Source organism: Caballeronia terrestris, assembly GCF_001544515.1.
Lineage (GTDB): Bacteria > Pseudomonadota > Gammaproteobacteria > Burkholderiales > Burkholderiaceae > Caballeronia > Caballeronia terrestris.
In genome coordinates this window covers 21,970-39,302 of record NZ_FCOL02000037.1, presented here as the reverse complement: position 1 = coordinate 39,302, position 17,333 = coordinate 21,970, and the positions used below count along the sequence as shown (strand labels likewise).

The following is a 17,333-nucleotide window of genomic DNA, read 5'->3' as shown; positions in this document are numbered from 1 at the left end:
TCAAATGGCCTCGTAGCGGCCTAGAGGGATCGTGATCACGCGATCCCCCACGGGTTTCAACAACGTCGTCCAGGCTAGACGGCCGCCTTCCTCTTTTCCAGCGGTCGTCCCGAGCCGCAGCACGGGCGCGACAGCCGCCGACACTTCCATGCGCAGCACTGCATCCGCCTTGTTACCGAGATACACGCGCAGCAGGCTCATCAGCTCGCGATAGAGCGGCGCGCCGGGCAGAAGGCCATGTGCCTGCGCGGCGCTCGCAGGCGCAAGCGTGATGCGCACCGATCCGCCGCGATCGAGGATGCGCCGCCCGAGTACGTGTCCGCGCCCAAGACCTTCGCCTGAGCAAAGCCCGCGTTGATCTTCGAGCCGGACCCACACCGGAAACCGCTCGTCGATCTTCACGCCCGCGCCGGGCACCGCGAGCGCCACGATTCCGACGAGCCCTTCGGCCGTGCGCGTGCGTTGCGTAAGCAGGCCCAGCAAACCGAGCACGCGTGCAGGAGGCAACCCGGTGCGCGCGGCCTTGTCGCCGAGACCGAAGCCCGCGAGACACAGCAGGTCGCGCGACATCGCATCGGTGCCGCCCGGCCGGAAACCCGCCGCGTATCGATACTTGCGCCACGCACGATAAAAAAGCGTCGCGATCCGGTGATTGAACACGTCGAGAAAGGCCATGACCTCCTCGTGCCCTTCTCGCCTCAGAACGATGTCGTCGATCAGGTGCGGCGGCATCATCGCGTTCACGCCGTAGAGGCCGAGGAACGTCGTGCGAACCGATGGCGGCGCGTGCGGACGCTCGTCATCGAATTCGACGGCGGCGACCTCCGTGCCGGGAAATCCCACCTTCGGATACGGCCGGAACCGCACGGGCTCGTCGGCAAGGCTGTCGGACAGCCCGAGCCTCGCGTAGTCCGGCGCAAGACGTTCGAGCAACTGGCACAACTGGAAGAAGTTCATCCGCGACGCGCGCGCGAGCACCGCACGCATGAGGGGCGGAACATCCGGCTTGCCGACTCGGGTTTCCGTCGCGTTCATAGCGGCGCACGTTCGGCATGACTCGCCGGCCAACCGATGCGCTTACCGGACAGCAGCGAAATGACCGTTAGTTGCGTGAAAAGATTGATTTCCGCATAGAGCGCGAAGAATCGATGCAGCAGTTCGCCGAAGAGACACACATCGCCTTCGCCCGCGAACGCGTGGCTGTCGAGCGTCACTTCGACCAGCACGCCGCGCTCGACGCCCCCGCCCTTCACCTGCCGCTTCAACGTCTGCGATACGTGCTGGATGCCGGCCAGCCTGCGACGGTTCATCTCGTCGCTCGTCCAGTCGTAAAGCGCGAGCGCGCCGCGCAGCACTTCCGCGTCCATCAGCGATAGAAAATTCGGCGCCAGATGCGAGAGCACGCGCCATTGAAAGCGATCGTCGACGGGCGGATAGACCGGCAGCGTCGGCGACGTAAGATTGCGCACGCGCGCCACGTTCGGCGCGCTTTCGACGAGATCGACGATGCTCGCTTCGCGCAGGCCTTTGCGCGGAAGCATGCCGTTGGTTCCCGTCACGCGCAGCGAGAGCGTTTCCTCGGGCAAGTCCTGCATCGATTCCCAGGCGTGGCCGCCGAGGATGATCCACGCATCGAAGAGGCCCTTGACGCCCTGCCGCACGCGCGTGTGAAAGTAGCGCTCCGGCGCTTCGTGGCGAAGCATTCCGCCGCGATGGCGGAACGTCGAGAACGGCACATACTCGAAGCGCTCGGCGCTCTCGTGATCGAACGATTCGACCGCTTCCACCGAATACGTCTCGACAAAAGCGCCGTGATGATGCATCGGCTTCACGCGATACTCGGTGTCGTGATGATTGATGCGCACGGGCTCCGCATCGAGTTCGAAGAGGTTGATGATCGGCGTGCAAAAGAGGCGCACGTTGGCCGCCGTGAAGCCCAGATCGGCGGGATAGCTCGTGGCGAGCAGCACTTCGACCTCGAAACTCCAGGCATCGGGCGGCAAGGCGTCGATGCCCAGGCCGCACAGGTCGACGAACAGGAACTTCTCGCGAAACGTGAAGTATTCGAGCAGCAACTGATAGCCCGAGAAAGCGATATCGGCCTTGGGCCAGAGGCGTTCGTCCGCCGCGAAGCCAGCCGCTTCGAACCGCGCGTTTTTGACTTGCACGGGCACGCCGTCGCGCACTTCCGGAATGCGCAGCGACACAGATTGCGCTTGTCGCGTCAACGCGAGATGCAGCGCGAAAGCCACCGGCAAATCGGCGTTCAGGTACAGACGGATGCGCGACAGATCCAGCGCCTCGCGACGCGCCGACCGATCGATTTCGAAGCTCAAGCGAATCACCGAGCGGGCGTCGTGGCGCACCGATGGCGCCGCGCCTGTCAGACGGATCGGCATCAGCGTGACGGGCTGTGTCGTCCGGTAGAGGCACTCCACGCCGCTCGAGCCGACTTTGCCGGAACGCACGGCGAGCCCTGCCGGCACGATCTCCGTTTGCTGCAGCGTTTCGAGCGCGGGCGTCATTTCGAGGATCGACAGCGACGGGATCATGCGCAGGTAATGCGGCCACAAAAGGCTGACGAGGCCCTCGGTCAGCTCGGGCAATTCGTCATCGAGCTTCTGGCGCAGGCGGCCCGTGAGAAACGCGAAACCTTCGAAAAGACGCTCGACGTACGGATCGCGATCTCCCACGCGATCGAGATTCAGCATGCGCGCGCGGTCCGGATGCGCCTCGGCGAATTCCTTGCCGGCCTCGCTCAGATAGCGCATCTCCGCTTCGTAGTAGCGCAGGATGGAGTCATCCATTTTTTTTGAGTTCCCTGGTTCGTTTAGAGCGCTACGGCGCGAGCCGGATCGAGCACGGTCAGTTCGCCCTGTAGTTGCTCGACGCGACGGCTCAACGCGGGTTTGTCGGCGTCCTTGCGGGTCATGGCTACCTTCAGCACGCGCAGCAGGTGATGCTTCACGTCGAAAGTCAATACAGGCTCCCAATGCGTGAGGCCGTATCGTCCGGTCGTTTCATTCAGATCGGTGAGGAGATGGAGCGCGGTGTCGGGCTTCCCGCCGTGGTCCGCTATGCGCGCCATCAGCCAGCGTTGCAGGAAACGCTGTCGATCCGACTGGATGCCGGGCAGGCCCGCCAGCCACGCGTAGGCCGCATCGAGCCCTTGGCTTGCGAGCAGATCGCGCGCTTGCGCTTCCATCTCGACCCAGCCGCTCGTATCGTTTTCGTCGCCCGATATGGGCAGCGGCGCTAGCGTCTCGCCTGCCTCCAGATCGCGCACCACGGCGTGGCGCGCGATCCAGTCGAGCGTGGTGTCGTCGGCAAAGGGCGTGCCGTCGTTGTAGGCGAGCCGCTCGATGCCATTCAGGCGCTCGAGCAGCAGCGCGAAATCGGTGCGCAGCAGATCGCGCCACTCGGTGTACGGGCTGCCCGCGTGATCGAGCGCCGTGTGCTGGAAGAACTGCAGGTCGAACCACAGGTGATTCGCGCCTTCGGTGAACGCGCCCTCCACACGTTCGAGCAGTTCGTGCCAGTGCTTTTGCAGCACGAGCCGGCGAACTTGCTGGCGCAACTCGGCACGCGGCGCGGGTAGACGCGTGCGCGATTGGGTATCAGCGGGCGGCAGGTCGTGGACCGTATCCCAGCGCACGCAGCGGATCAGGCGCGCGGCGGGCAGATAACCGTTCTCCTGATCGCGCAGGTAGCGGGCCATCGTGCGGGTCTGGTCGAGCAGGTCGCGCGTGGACGCGATCGGCGCGATGCTGCTTTGCGCCGTCGCGAGCGCCGCGGGCACAGGCGCCGATTGCGTCGGCTGCATCGGCTGTGTGTACGATTCAAAGCGCGAGATGAGCGGCTGCAGGTTCGGACGCGCGGCTTCGGACCACTGCGCCGTGCGCGTGACGAGCAGGTTCAGCGCGGCCATCGCGCGTTCGAGGTCGGCGGGGGCGAATGACGCGTTATCGCCGACGCCTGCCAACTGGTCGATCATGCGCGAGGTCGCGAGCCAGTCGAGCGCGCCTTTCTTCGCTTCCGCACGCGCCGGCAGCAGCGCTTCGCCAAAGCGATCGACGAGCGCGGCGGTCAGTTCGAGCCCATCGGAGAAACCGGTTGTGCCGTCCTGTCGAAGCCTCGCGTACGCGTAGTAGGCGGCGAGCCGCAGGTCCTTACCCGTCTCCTTGAGCAACTGCTCGCAGGAATGCGTGATCAATGCATCGTCTATGCCGGAGAGCTTCGCGAGTTCGTCCTTGATCGCGAAGAATGCGTCCTCATAGCCCGGGTCGCGACCGATGCCGTCGGCGCCAGGAAGCGGCTCGAGCCACGCTGCCCACGAATCGATACGTTCACGCAGCAGGTCGTCGGGATCGCGCGCGCCGATCAGCGACTTGAGCAGATTCGAGAAAAGGCTCATTCGATCTCCGGCATCGTATGACGCGGCAACGGCGTCGCGGCATGCTTCGCCGCCGCGATTGCCGCCGCGGGCAAGGGCGGCGGATCAGACGACAAGCTCTGCCCTCCGGCACCGGTCAGAAAGATGCGCGAGGGCAGCGCGAAGTGGCGCAGCTTTAACGCATCGAGCGGACCCGCGCCCGACTCGCTGCGCAGTTGCACTTGCAACGCGATCGGCTGGACCGGCGCGCGGGGGCGTACTTCTTCTTTCGGCGTCGCGCGCGGGCTGGACGCGGGCTTGGTTTCGACGGCTGCAAGCGTAAGCGCTGTGGACACGAGCGTCGCGGAAGGGTCTGCGCTCCAGTCGTCGTGGATGTGCACAGCTTTTGCCGGAGCCGATACGCTCGCTTCGAGCCGCGGACGCGCGGGTTCGTCCTTACGAGCCACGGGCACCGAAGTCCGTCCACCCGGCATCCACTTCAGCACATAGCGCGCGCCGTCCTGCTGCGTGACCGTCGCGCGCTCGAGCAGCCGGATCAGGCCGAAGCGGCCCGCGAAATCGAGGTCCGAACGAACGCCCGCCTGCTCTGTCTGCCATTCGACGTGCGCGTTGTTCTCCAGCGCATCGCCCGGCCAGATGAAGGGCGTCCATTCCTCCTTCTGGTTGAAATAATGTAGCTCACGGCCCGACAGCTTGAATCTCATGTCGATGACGCCGGGCGTCGGAATCGCGCGCAGTTCGTACCGCACGCCCGCGTCGCCGTTCGGGAACAACACGTTCGATACGCGCGTGAGCCGGTTCAGCGAACGCACGAACTCGGGGTCGACGGCCAGTGCATTGCGCCCCGCCCCTTGCGCGACGACCCACTGGTCGCCCTGACGTTCGAGGATGCCGCCGAGTTGCGTCGTGACGAACTGCGCGATCACGCCGCTGTCGGCGCGCAGGAAGCGCGCCATCTCCGGCAGCGACGCATCGTTGTCCGAGTCCGCGAACGGATAGCGCCCGGCGAACGACTTGTTCCATGCGGCGACGACGGAGGCACGCCACGTCTCGTTCAAACTCGACGATGCGGGTTTGAGCACGACATCCCAGGTCTGGTCGAGCGGACGCTGGAACAGCGCATCGCCGAGACCAGCCCACTGTTCGCCGAGGCTCGCGGCGACCCGGCCCGCGTAGTCGCGGCTGTCGCCGAGGTCCGACGTCTTGCCCTGCAGGACCGCCTGCGCCGCCGTGCGGGACAGGGCGTCGGGATCGGGGCTCGCCATGATGTGCTGCAGCTTCAGGCGCACCGCCGTAACGCGTTCGAGGTAGCGCGGGAGGCTCAGGTCGGATTGTGCTGTCGAAGTCTTATCGCTTCCGGCCAGGCGCAGGAGCGGCGCGAATGCGGCGGCGAGCGGGGCGTCGGGGGACGGGGTTGCTTTGGACGGGGTTGCTTTGGACGGATCCTCCTTCGCGCTGCCCTTGATCAACTCCCGTGCCTTCGTGACGAGCGTGTCCGACAGCGACTCTCCGCTCGTACCTGTTGCGGCCTGAAACGCGATCACCTTGAACAGCGCCGAGAGCGGTGAACGTTGGGCGTCGGCGTAAAGGCTCAACTGGTCGACGGTGCCCGATAGCGTCGTGTCCGGCTGCCAGCGCACGCTGTTGAGAAACTGCTGCCAGTTGCGCGCGTAATCGTCGAAGTAACGCTGGCGCAGGGCTTGTTTGAGGGAGCTGGTTGGGACGGTTGAGGGCGCCGTCGTTAGCACCCAGTCGGCTGCGATCGTGCGTTGCTCGTCAGCGGCGTCGATCGCGCGGCCGATGCGTTCGTCCCATGCAGCGCGGGTGTAGATGCCGGGTACGGTTTTGTTCGTCGCGAAGAGGCCGCCGCTGGTGATCTCGTCGCCTAGCAGCGTTTGTAGCGATATCGGCGGATACTTGCTGCGGTTTTCTTCGAGGATCTGCTCGTATACGGTGTCGGTCGAGTTCTGCAGGCCGACCACGCTGACGAGCGTCTGGCGCGCCGTGCTGACGAGGCTTGCGTCGGCAGGGATCGCGAGCGAAGAGCCGTGCTGCGCGAGGTGGTTCGCGTGGAAGGTCACGAGGCGTTGAGTCAGGTCGTGCCAGGCGCCCGGGCTCACCTGCGACGATTCGGGGCGCGTGGGTTCAGATGTTTGCATCAGTTCGGGGATCAGGAATCTGGCGTCGACGTGTTGCGGCTGGGCCAGCATCAGGTAAGCCTTCAGCTTGTTATAGGCGCGCTTGATCTGCGCTTCGCCGCCGTTCGCGAGTTGCTGATCGGTTAGCGCGCCGAGTTGTCGCAAGTCGGCTTCGAGGCTTGCGCGGATCGGTTGGATCAGCGTGCGGTTGCTGGCTGTGGCGTAGGTGGGCCAGAGGGCGGTGAGCGTCTCCGTATCGCGGTTCAGGCCGAAACGGGTGTACCACTGGCTGCCTTCGCGCTGGCGGGTTTCGAGGGTGTCGATCGTCTTTTGCAGGGCGTCGAGCGTGAGTGCGGCTTGCGTGCGATCTTGCGCGGTTGAGAGGTTCGATGCCGTGTCGGCAGCGGTCTGGATCGTTGTGCGGTTGTTGAAGCCGGAGAGTAAAGTGCCGGCGATCCACAGAGCAGTGGCGGCTGTGACGAGGCACGCTACTGCGGACGCTAGTGAAAAGCCGACGCGGTGGCCACGGAGGTGGTGGCTGTGTGCGGCAACAGCGTGCCACACGGAGTTCCAAGATTCGGTATCGACTTTTTCAGCTTCGGCCTCGCTCGCCGGACGCTCTTTGAGAAACGCTGTGAAGAACACACCATGAATCGAACCACGCCACACACGCGCCTGGTCGATTTGGCTGATGAGGGCCGACAAAGCCCTGCCATACCTCTCGATGTGCTTCGACAGTTCAGCAGGATAGCTATCGTGAAGCTTCTTCGCGACATGTGCGACACCGATCCCGGCCAGTTCTCGAGAGAGTTGGCACAGAGAGTTGTCGATTTCATCGACATGAGGTCTCGTTCTGGACCACGTACAGCCAATAGACTCGTCCAGAATCGGCGCGCGGCTGCCCGATTCCGTGACGCTCAACAGATATGTTGGCGCGATCCAGCGCAGTGCACCGACGTGTTGAGCCAAACGCTGTGCGAGTGCTCCGCCATCGAACCGTTGCTCACAGGATGTCTGCGCGCGTAACACAGCCACGATCGCATCGACGGGACGCCGGCCGCGCATGCGCCGGATCTGATCGAGCCAATCAGTGTCGAGCGCGCTGCCAGTTTGCTTGGCGTATAGAAGCACCGTGTCGCCGGCGATCGCGTAGCCGGTATCGGCGAGCCCGGGTGCCAGGCGCTTGACCAGCGATTCGTCGCCTGCAACGAGCACCCATCGCTCGCGATAACGCCAGCGCCATCCGTGAAGTTCGCGAAGCGTTTCCCGGAGCCTGTTGGAGCGGTACGAGTTCAGATTGACAGCCTTTGTTGTTTGCTCCGCTCCGACACGGGCCATCGGGTCGCGATCATACTGACCGGATTGCCGCTTCGGTGCACAACGTGCCACAGCGAGCCAGGCTCTCGCGAGCGGGGCGCGAAGCATTACGGCTGCGATGCCGGCCGCCAATGCTGGCCACACTCTTCGCCACGGCATTGGATCTACCGCGCCGCCTTTGTAGTACGCAAGGATTGCCATCGCCAACGTAACGGCTCCGACGATGATCCAATATCCCCAAATTTTTCTTTTGCGTGCGCTCATGTATTACTTGTCAGTTGCTTTCGAGGCTCAATGGCTGTGCGACGGCAAGGCGTAAGTCTTCTTCTCGCCACGCGATGAGTTGTGGCGTCGCCGATCGTGCCGCGTACTCGATGGCTAGTGCCACGGCTAACCATCCCGCAGTCGCGGTCATTTTTACGGAAGGCGATCCTGATCGGCCCGTGATCATCGGCGCGCTGCACGACAGCCAGCATCTGGATCACGTCAACAACGAGAATCACACGCGCAATATCATTCGCACGGCTGGCAGGAATGAGCTGCGGATGGAGGATCGTGAAGGGACCGAGCACGTTCATTTGAGGACGCCGTTTCAGAGTAGTGAGCTGAATTTGGGGCAGATGGTCGATGCCGGCCGTAGGGAGCGGGGGCAAGGCGCCGAGTTGCGCTCTGACGGACATGTGGTTGCTCGCGCCCAAAAAGGCATGCTTTTGACAACAGAAGCACAGCCTGAGGCGAACGGCAAGCAACTTGATATGCGAGCGGCAAAAGCCCAGTTAAGCGAAGCGTTCGAATTGATGCGAAGCCTTACCGACCGCGCTGCGGTTGCGAACGCGCATCTCGCCGAGATCGATCAGCAACGGCAGTTCCTCGAACAACGGCTTGATGGACTGCAGCGCGCCGTGATTCTTGCGTCCGCGCCTGAAGGTATCGCGCTGACGAGCGGGCAGCATCTGCAACTCGCAGCGCGGAACAACTTGTCGTTCAACGCTGGCGGCTCCGTCGACATCGGTGTTCTGAAGAAAGCGACGGTGGCGGCTGGCGAAGCCATCTCACTGTTTGCCCAGAAGCTCGGGATGAAGCTAATCGCGGCCAGCGGCAAAGTCGAGATCGAGGCGCAGGACGGCCAAATGGCTCTCTCCGCACTCAACGACGTGACGATCACCAGCAGTGACGGGAAGCTTGTTCTCACCGCTGCGAAAGAGGTCTGGATTGGCGCAGGCGGATCGTATATCCGGATAAGCGGAGAGCGCATTGAAAACGGTACGCCTGGGGACATCCTGGAGAAGTGCGCGTATTGGGGAAAGAGCGGGGCGCAGTTTCAATCTTTGGCTGCCAACAAATGGAGTGGGACGGCGTTCAATGAGCGTTTTCGCGTGCAGCTACCGAATGGCGAGGCGGCCCGCAATCACGCCTTTATCCTGACGCGCGCGGATGGGGGCGAGATTCGCGGCGTGACCGATGCCGACGGAGTGATCGAACTTCAGCAGGGCGTCAGCGTAGAGGGGCTGCGTATCAGCTTTCCTGGAAGCGGAAATGAAGGAGCTCCTCAATGAGCGGAGTCGATCAAACATCGCGATTTGCGCCTGGCGGGTTTAGTGCTAACGGGGACTTGGAGTTTAGCTGGCAACTGACGTCGGCCCATCTTACCGACCCGGTGATTCTCGAATTGCCGCCTGGGAATGTGCTGCCGGTGATCTTCGTGCCGGGGATCATGGGTTCGAATTTGAAAGCGAAGAGTGAAACCAAAAGCGCTTGGAGGCTTGACAACCCTTCCGAAGCTTTTAACCTAGGCCCTCTAAAGAACGTGCCGGTTGGGCTTGCGAAGGATATGGGGATAAGGAGCCCCGGCGACCGGCAGAGAACACTTAATCCAGCAGCGGTGGAAGTCGATCCTCGAGGCGCCGTACCCAAGCGATTGGGTGGCTCAGTCCACAAGCATGATCAATACCGATCACGTGGATGGGGCGAGGTGGGAGAAGGCAGCTATCACGAATTTCTGCTGTGGCTGGAACGGGTTCTGAACGGTCAGGGCTGCAACCCCGCCAAATGGCCGCAGTTTTCGTACGTGGCGATGAACGCCAGCCCCAAGCCCGGTGAACGGCCGCGCGAAGCGCCACCTTTGGCAAAAGGCATTCGCATGTCGATGCGCGGCCTGCCAACGCATAGCGACAAGGGCCCAGTCGAATTGTTGTCGGATGACCTGATTGCACGTGCGCGGTGCCGTATGCCGGTGTACGCATTCGGCTACAACTGGCTGGAGAGCAACGCTGTTGCTGCCAAGCTTCTCGCAAAACGAATCAAGGCGGTCATCGTGGAGAACAATCACGCCCATTCACAGTGCTCGCAGGTCATTTTGGTGACTCATTCGATGGGTGGTCTCGTCGCGCGTTCGTGTCAGCAGCTACCCGCGATGCACGAGTTGATCGCGGGGGTCGTGCATGGCGTTATGCCCAGCGTCGGAGCGGCGGTTGCGTATCGTCGCTGCAAGATCGGCATGAAAGACGAGGACCCGATGGCCGGCGTGGTCATCGGCAATACCGGGCAGGAGGTGACTGCGGTCTTTGCGCAGGCGCCGGGCGCCCTGCAACTGCTTCCCACCGCTGAGTATCGCGCAGGTTGGCTCACGATCGATGGACCGTCGGGCAAGTCATCGAGTGCGGAACCGAGTCAAGGCGACCCCTATCGTGAGATCTACCTCCGCGAAGATCGCTGGTGGGGATTGATTCGAAAGGAGTGGCTGAGTCCGCCGGGCGGAACTGGGCTGAAATGGGGGCAATACTTACAAAACCTTGAGCTTGCGGCGACATTCCATGCAGGGATAGCGAGTTCCTACCACCGCAATACATACGTTTTCTATGGCAGGGATAAGGCTGTTCCGAGCTTCGAAGGCGTGCATTGGACGATCAAGGCCGGTGCGCTTCGCCCTGAGGGTCAATCGAATCGTCCGACCCCCGAACAGGTCCGTGACATGGGCTTCGATGGTGTGCGCGATGACGGCGGCAACCCATTGCGGGTTGGAGGTAAAACCGAGACCGTATTGACGCTGGGCGATACATATGGCGCAGGCCCGACCTCGTACGAAACAAGCCACTGGGATTTGATCTGCGCAAAGCAGGATGGCGGGGGTGACGGCACCGTCCCTGTCAGTTCGGGGGCGTTCCCGCTTCACAGCGGCGGCGACGCGATTCAGCAGCAATTCGGCCTGCCCGACATCAAGCACGAACCAGCCTACCGCAATGAAACGGCACAGTTGGTCGTGTTGTATGCGTTACAGAAGATTGCATCCAAAGCAAAGGTGAATGCATGACGGCGCGTGGATGGATGTCGATTGGCGCCTTCCTGATATTGACGCTCGCTGGATGTGGTCCCACGGCTAAGGAGAAGAAGGTGATTGAAGGTTTGACCGCAAACATGAAGACCGTCTGCGTGGGCCGGTTCGTGATGGACGTTCCGCGTGACATGAAGGTGCTTGGGCGAGTCGAGTTGTCGTTTGGTCTGGACGAGAGCTTCAACACAGTGGACGTGGAGATCGAATCGCTGGATAGCACGATAGAGGCGATGCGCGCGAAAGCCTCGACCGAAGCGGAGAGGATCAAAAGCGATCAGAACTGGTCGACGAAAAAGTCCATGTTGCTCGACTATCAAGTCATAGACGATCGAACGATCTATCTTCGCCAATATGACGATATTGGAAGCCCGTCCGCCAGCAAGCACGCGTTGCTCGTGCTGGTTGGAAGCACGCAGCTACGGTTGACCGCGGAATCTTACGAAGGTGTTCCCGACGCTGGCCGCTACGAGCCGGGTGGCGTGACTGAGTTACCCGAGCAAGTTGCTGCCCGCATGCTGAAAGTCGCGAAGCAGATCCGCAGCTACGACGATGCCGAGAAGGCCGGACCGGGATTTTGCCTGGGGCCGGTCGTGATCGACAGCAATCAGGACGAAGAGCACGCGGATATTGACTACATGATGGACAGACATCCAGATCTTCTTTTGAACGTTTACAACAAGGCGCTGCTACCGGACCAACCTGATGAACTATTGGCCAAACGCGTGCGGATCGCGGATGGTCGATCCGACATGCACATGCTGCGCAATCGAGACACAACGCTTGGCGGCATGGAAGCCCACGAGGCGGTGGTACGAATGACGGACGAGCACGACAACATGCTGCTCCGTTTTGTCGCCGAGTCGATGCGAGCCAGGCCGGCGTTGTCTCGCCCCTATCTTTCGATCAACCTCGGGACTGGTGGACGACTGGGAACAGGAGACTACGTGAGCTCATCGCTGACGCCAAACGAAGGCATCGGACTGTGGGACGCCATCGTGAAGTCGATTCGCTTGAGACCGAATGCAGTTCGGGCCGATCAGCCGACGGCTTCGGCGAAATGATCGACACAACAGAAGAGATAAATAGCATGAATCTCGTTCGACTGGGCGATGCGACCGATCACGGTGGAAGGGTGATCAGCGCGTCGTCATCCATGAGCTACGACGAACGCTCTGTCGCGAGGAAGGGCGACAGGGTGTCGTGTCCGCTACATGACATCAGCCCCAATCTCATCATCGAGGGCGATGAGTCAATGATGGACGATGGTGTGCCAATTGCCCGACATGGCCATCGAGCGATGTGCGGGTGTCGTTTGATTTCGAGTCTTATCTAAACCCCGCAGGTTATGCCCGTAGTTCTTCCTCCTGCCGAGCTAGATGAAGCCGCGCCCAAACCTCCAAGGCCGATCATATGGTTGGGTCTGTTCGTGGTATTCATGCTCGCCGGCGTTGTCATTGGACTATTGACGTGGCCGACGAGCGAGCCAACAGGTTCGGCGTGGTTCTGGATTCGCTTGCTTGGATTACCGGCATTGGCATGGTGCCTCGTATACGGCTTTCGTTTGCACCACTACGATGACGAGACCGCGCGCCAGAACGCGGAAAAAGAAGTCCGCCGGCAGGACAGAGAGAAGGCGATTCGATTCGCGAGCGAGCCATTGGCCGTCATCGAGATCGCATATTCGACTGCAGCGGGAGAGAGCAAGCTCTCAGACCTGATTCTCTCTAAAGAGGAAATCCTCAGTGCTCGAAAGCCTCGGGGAGGCAAGCACGCCGTACGGCATACCGCGCTCGACGTCGACGTTAGTGCGAGCACTGAAGATCAATACGGAAGGTGTTTCGACAATCTGCTTGATCGGATGGATGAGGCGCTCAATAGTGTCCCGAGTGACGTTCCCCTTACCGTCGCATTGCATCTTCCCGCTGACACCGAAGCCGATAAGCTCGTGTCGGCATGGGAGGGTTGCTGGAAGGCAAAGAAGTTTCGTCACGCGAGGGTGACATTGGTTCCAGTTGAGCAGGGATTGATGGTTCTCGACGAATGGCTCGACGTCAGAGGGGGACCGGCGCTCGAAAAGTTCGTGCTATTCGTATCTGCGCAGTTGCACAGGAGTCCTCCGGAGAACAGTGCCGAGTCTGCGGTCGCAACGCTGCTTGCCTGGGCGCCGTTGGCCGTGCGGCGAAATCTGACGCCCCTTGCACTGTTGCATCGCCCGACCGTAAGCGACGTATCCGATTTTCACACCGGAATCCCTAAAGCATTGTTGTGCGGAAATGCAACGAACATCGAAGTCAACGATCTGTGGCAGGCAGGTTTGTTTCCTGAGGACAAGACCGCTTTTCTGGAAAGCGCGCCAAAGTTGGCGCTTGGTCTTTCGCACGCGTCCGATTTCTCCGGCATTCACGATGTCGATGTCGCAATCGGACATCCCGGCGTATGTGCGGTACCATCGATCAGCGGATAGTGATGCCCATAATCCCGCCCCGCATAGGGCTTCGCGAGCCGCACCGGCCGGCTCGTGCCGCCCGGGCTCCACGTATCGAGATCGAACGGCAACCGAATGCGATACCAGCCTTGCGGCGTGAGATACGCGTACTTGTAGTTATCCGGCGACATCACGCGCGCAGGAAGAATGCCGGTGATCTTCGGTTTCGCCGACGCATCGACCAGAGGCCGATAGATCCGATCCGAAGGAATCGCCGTGAACGCGCACGTATACGCTTCCTTGCGAGAAGCGCGATGAACGGCGGTCGTCAGCAACAGACCATGCTCGGCGTTGGCAAGCTGGCGATTGCTGAATCGAAACACTGCGCCCGGCGTCATGCCGATCACGTTGCCCGCGCCTTCGAAAACCACCTGACGCGCCAGTTCGGCCTGATGCCGCAGCGTCGCGACACGTTTGCCCGCCTCGGGCGTCGCGTGATGCTCGCCCCAGCGATACTGGTTGCCAGCCGTGGTTCCATCATCGCGCGCCGCGTTGACTTCAGCCAGTAACGCCACACCCGCCGCACGATGGTTGTAATCGTCCACCGTCACCGATTGCACCACACGCGTACGATGCTCGCTCAGCGACATCACCGATTCCACACCCGGGCCCCCCGTGCCCCCTTCTTCGCGATACGGCGCGTTCAACTTCGGCTCGCGCGCGTACGCATCGAGGTCGTCGCCGAACACGATCACCTCGCGCTCGGCCGTCTGCTCGAAGCGAAACCAGATGCCTTCATCGGCCGCGATGCGCCCGACGAAAGCAAGCGCCGATTCGCCGTACTGCGTGTTGTACTCGCGGCTGTCATACTTGGCGCGCAGCTTGAACTGGAAATCGATCGCGATAAAACCATAGTGGCGCAACACGGATTCGATCATCGCAGGCACCGTCTGGTTCTGAAACAGCCGGCTTGCGACTTCGAGCTTCAGATCCGACAGACGCGGCTCGAGCACCACGCGATAGCGCGTTTCATCGGCCGACGAACCGAATTCGTCGAACGCCGTGACGATGCCGTTGAAGAGCCGCGCCGGTTCCCTGGCAAGCCGCGCGACGAGTTCCGCAGGCAGCCCGGCGTTGGTGTCGATCGGTTCGATCGCGAACCTGGCCGGCTTGCCGAGCACGTCCGCGACAGGAATCGCGGCCCGCGCGCTTGTGAATTCGATCGCGAACCGGTACGTCTCGCTGATCGCCTCGCGCCCTTCGAACGACAGCACTGAGAACGGCGCGGGCTGCTTCGCGAGACTTAAGGTGTAAGCCTGCGTCGGTAAGGTCATCGAACCCATGGCGGCGACTCTCAGCTCTTCGCCTTCGGCATCTGCGACACGAGCGACAGCCCAATGTCCATACCTTCGACCTGGAAGTGCGGAATGATGAAAAGCTTGATGCGGAAGAAGCCCGGGTTGTCCTCGATATCTTCCACCGTCACCTTCGCCTCACGCAAAGGATGCGAAGCCTGCAAGTCATCGCCCGGATCGGTCATCTCGGTGACGAGGTTCTTGATCCAGTTATTGAGTTCCATCTCCAGCAGCCGACGGTCCTTGGTCGTGCCGATGTTCTCGCGCTGAATCAGCTTCAGATAATGCGCGATGCGCGAAAGCAGGAAGATGTACGGCAGACGCGCATTGATGCGGCTGTTCGCAGTGGCTTCCTTCGTGTCGTACAGCGCGGGCTTTTGTGCCGAATTCGCCGAGAAGAAGCACGCGAAGTCGTGGTTCTTGTAGAACGACAGCGGAATGAAGCCGAGATTGGCAAACTCGAATTCGCGCGTCTCGGGGATCAGCACTTCGGTTGGAATCTTCGGCTGATAGCCGGTGCCGAGGTCGTACAGATGCACCGGCAAATCCGCGACCTTCCCGCCCGCCTGCGGCCCGCGAATCTGCACGCACCAGCCGTTCTTGATGAAACTATTGACCATGTTCGCGGCAAAAGCGAACGACGCATTGACCCACAGATAGCGGCTGTGATCAGTGCCCTTGACCGCTTCCTGATAGTTGAAGGCGCGCACCGGCGCAGTATCGGGGCCGTACGGTAGACGGCCCAGCACCCGCGGCATCGTCAGGCCGATATAGCGCGCGTCATCGGTATCGCGGAAACTCTTCCACTTGATGTACTCGGCGCGATCGAAGTAGTTGCCGATGTCCTGGATCGCGGCAACCTCTTCCATCGTTTCCTTGCCGAAGAACTTCGGCCCGACCGATCCCATGAACGGCATGTGTGCGGACGCCGCCACCTTCGAGATGTTGCGCAGCAACGCGATGTCCTGCGGCGAGTTGGCGAATTCGAAGTTCGAGATGATCGAACCAATCGGCTGACCGCCGGGCGTGTCGTATTCCTGGATGTACGTGTGCCGATACAAGCCGCTCTGGATCACTTCGGGCGTGTCCTCGAAGTCCTGCTGGAGCGCGTCCTTAGAGCAGTCGAGCAATTCGATCCGCACGTTCTTGCGAAAGTCCGTCCGGTCGACGAGGAACTTGAGCCCGCGCCACGCCGATTCGATCTGCTGGAACTGGTCCGAATGCATCACGGCATCAAGCTGGCGGCTGATCTTCTGATCGAGCGTATCGATATGAAAATCGAGCAGCGACTTGTCCACCCGATCCACCGGCCGGCTCGACCCCTCGACCATCTTCAGGAACACGCTCACCGCGCGCGACAGGCGCTCGTCGGTCGGCGCTTCGGCGAGCGCGTCGTTGTCCTGGAACGCTTCGAGCGGACGAGCGCTCGCGACAGGCTTCAGATTGATCTTTTCGAAGAGCGTCGCGTAGACGCTGGGGCCGTCTTTTTCCAGCGTGACCGTCTCGGCGCCGAGCGCCTGGGCTTCATTGCGTGACATGGTCTTCCTGTTGTGCGTTGTCAGTTTGATTAGCGGGCGAGGGCGCGTTCAGTCATGGGCCACCGGCGGCACGAGGGTGGTGCCGATCTTCTCCAGCTCCGCGCGCAGGCTTTCCGTCGACGCCGGGTTCCTGACGATCTTCTCCAGCTCGCGGCGGAACGTGCTGTTGTCGAGCAGGTTCGATTTGAGGTCGCGCAGCAGGTTGCGCGCAGCCACCAACGTCTGCAACTCGGGAATCTGCCTGGCCACCTGCTCCGGCTCGAAGTCCTTCATCGACTTGAAGTTCAACGCGACGGTCATGTCCGATCCGTCGCCGGCCAGCGTGTTTTGCACGTTGATGCGCGCCTGCGGGTTCAGATCGCCTAGCACCGCATCGAAGTTGTTCTTGTTGACGTCGATCTTCTTGCGATCGGCAAGCGCGCCAGCCGCCTGACCCGCGCTGTAGTCGCCCACGACCAGCAACTTGAGCGGTAACTCGACGCGCTTCTGCGCCCCGCCTGTATGCAAATCCAGCGAAATATTGACGCGCGCCTTGGGAATCTCTTTTTGGAAACTTTCTGACATGGTTCGGCTTTTCCTTTATCGATGGTTATACGACACGCAAGCGACTCCGCCACGACGCGCGGCCATGCTCACTTGAAAAATCCGATTAACCGGCTATTTTAAAAATAACCTGCGTCGTTGCGAAATCGCGGGAGAATCGTTGCTGCACTCCTTTTTATTTTTATTAGATCAGGCGAAGCCAACTTTCGTCAAGCGCAAAGACATTGATTATATTGAGATGAAACAAAAATAATTTCGAGATAATTCGCTTTTTTTAAATGCTGTCCAAGCTG

Annotated in this window: 12 protein-coding genes; 5 read left to right on the top strand and 7 right to left on the bottom strand. The window is 61.4% G+C overall.

The genetic code is table 11. The annotated features are described in order from the left end of the window. Genes tssG through AWB67_RS24395 form a run of 4 tightly spaced genes read right to left on the bottom strand, consistent with a single transcriptional unit; the run spans position 1 to position 7,746 of the window. Positions 1 to 1,035 carry a type VI secretion system baseplate subunit TssG gene (gene tssG, locus AWB67_RS24410; protein ID WP_087658794.1) on the bottom strand — a complete coding sequence of 345 codons (1,035 nt, stop codon included), beginning with the start codon at positions 1,033 to 1,035 and terminating at the stop codon, positions 1 to 3. After that, a complete protein-coding gene (gene tssF / locus AWB67_RS24405; RefSeq protein WP_087658793.1) occupies positions 1,032 to 2,807 on the bottom strand; it encodes a type VI secretion system baseplate subunit TssF in 1,776 nt (591 codons plus the stop codon). Before tssF ends, tssG begins: the two co-directional genes overlap by 4 nt. 23 nt (positions 2,808 to 2,830) lie before the next feature. Next, positions 2,831 to 4,414, bottom strand: a complete 1,584-nt coding sequence (gene tssA / locus AWB67_RS24400) for a type VI secretion system protein TssA (protein WP_087658792.1) — start codon at positions 4,412 to 4,414, stop codon at positions 2,831 to 2,833. Continuing rightward, positions 4,411 to 7,746, bottom strand: coding sequence for an ImcF-related family protein (locus AWB67_RS24395; protein ID WP_235025291.1), 3,336 nt, complete (start codon positions 7,744 to 7,746; stop codon positions 4,411 to 4,413). Before AWB67_RS24395 ends, tssA begins: the two co-directional genes overlap by 4 nt. 476 nt (positions 7,747 to 8,222) lie before the next feature. On the opposite strand from AWB67_RS24395, the gene AWB67_RS24390 reads away from it, so the two are divergent. From AWB67_RS24390 to AWB67_RS39660, 5 genes are read left to right on the top strand one after another with little or no spacing between them, the layout of a single operon-like run. Further along, complete coding sequence (locus AWB67_RS24390; protein WP_327366415.1) at positions 8,223 to 9,404, top strand: DUF2345 domain-containing protein; 1,182 nt, start codon at positions 8,223 to 8,225, stop codon at positions 9,402 to 9,404. Continuing rightward, complete coding sequence (locus AWB67_RS24385) at positions 9,401 to 11,158, top strand: Tle4 family T6SS lipase effector (protein ID WP_087658789.1); 1,758 nt, start codon at positions 9,401 to 9,403, stop codon at positions 11,156 to 11,158. Before AWB67_RS24390 ends, AWB67_RS24385 begins: the two co-directional genes overlap by 4 nt. 14 nt (positions 11,159 to 11,172) lie before the next feature. Then, the gene (locus AWB67_RS24380) at positions 11,173 to 12,240 is read left to right on the top strand and encodes a T6SS immunity protein Tli4 family protein (protein WP_087658788.1); all 1,068 of its coding nucleotides are present in this window, start codon (positions 11,173 to 11,175) and stop codon (positions 12,238 to 12,240) included. Between the two features lie 26 nt (positions 12,241 to 12,266). Continuing rightward, complete coding sequence (locus tag AWB67_RS24375; protein ID WP_087658811.1) at positions 12,267 to 12,512, top strand: PAAR domain-containing protein; 246 nt, start codon at positions 12,267 to 12,269, stop codon at positions 12,510 to 12,512. Positions 12,513 to 12,524: 12 nt separating this feature from the next. Continuing rightward, positions 12,525 to 13,643: a KPHS_23130 family T6SS system protein gene (locus tag AWB67_RS39660; RefSeq protein WP_510183504.1), complete on the top strand. Its 1,119-nt coding sequence runs from the start codon at positions 12,525 to 12,527 to the stop codon at positions 13,641 to 13,643. Here the strand turns inward: AWB67_RS39660 and AWB67_RS24365 are convergent. The 3 genes from AWB67_RS24365 to tssB are packed head-to-tail and all read right to left on the bottom strand — an operon-like array spanning position 13,580 to position 17,061. Next, positions 13,580 to 14,947 (bottom strand): type VI secretion system Vgr family protein, encoded by a 1,368-nt coding sequence (locus tag AWB67_RS24365; RefSeq protein ID WP_087658786.1) that lies wholly within the window; start codon positions 14,945 to 14,947, stop codon positions 13,580 to 13,582. The genes AWB67_RS39660 and AWB67_RS24365 overlap by 64 nt on opposite strands. Before the next feature lie 11 nt (positions 14,948 to 14,958). Then, positions 14,959 to 16,497, bottom strand: a complete 1,539-nt coding sequence (gene tssC / locus AWB67_RS24360) for a type VI secretion system contractile sheath large subunit (protein WP_087658785.1) — start codon at positions 16,495 to 16,497, stop codon at positions 14,959 to 14,961. Positions 16,498 to 16,545: 48 nt separating this feature from the next. Next, positions 16,546 to 17,061 (bottom strand): type VI secretion system contractile sheath small subunit, encoded by a 516-nt coding sequence (gene tssB / locus AWB67_RS24355; protein ID WP_087658784.1) that lies wholly within the window; start codon positions 17,059 to 17,061, stop codon positions 16,546 to 16,548. Positions 17,062 to 17,333 lie beyond the last annotated feature (272 nt).

Coding starts and splice junctions, on each gene's coding strand:
- tssG (WP_087658794.1), bottom strand. CDS start 1,035: ATGAACGCGACGGAAACCCGAGTCGGCAAGCCGGATGTTCCGCCCCTC.
- tssF (WP_087658793.1), bottom strand. CDS start 2,807: ATGGATGACTCCATCCTGCGCTACTACGAAGCGGAGATGCGCTATCTG.
- tssA (WP_087658792.1), bottom strand. CDS start 4,414: ATGAGCCTTTTCTCGAATCTGCTCAAGTCGCTGATCGGCGCGCGCGAT.
- AWB67_RS24390 (WP_327366415.1), top strand. CDS start 8,223: ATGGCTAGTGCCACGGCTAACCATCCCGCAGTCGCGGTCATTTTTACG.
- AWB67_RS24385 (WP_087658789.1), top strand. CDS start 9,401: ATGAGCGGAGTCGATCAAACATCGCGATTTGCGCCTGGCGGGTTTAGT.
- AWB67_RS24380 (WP_087658788.1), top strand. CDS start 11,173: ATGTCGATTGGCGCCTTCCTGATATTGACGCTCGCTGGATGTGGTCCC.
- AWB67_RS24375 (WP_087658811.1), top strand. CDS start 12,267: ATGAATCTCGTTCGACTGGGCGATGCGACCGATCACGGTGGAAGGGTG.
- AWB67_RS39660 (WP_510183504.1), top strand. CDS start 12,525: ATGCCCGTAGTTCTTCCTCCTGCCGAGCTAGATGAAGCCGCGCCCAAA.
- AWB67_RS24365 (WP_087658786.1), bottom strand. CDS start 14,947: ATGGGTTCGATGACCTTACCGACGCAGGCTTACACCTTAAGTCTCGCG.
- tssC (WP_087658785.1), bottom strand. CDS start 16,497: ATGTCACGCAATGAAGCCCAGGCGCTCGGCGCCGAGACGGTCACGCTG.
- tssB (WP_087658784.1), bottom strand. CDS start 17,061: ATGTCAGAAAGTTTCCAAAAAGAGATTCCCAAGGCGCGCGTCAATATT.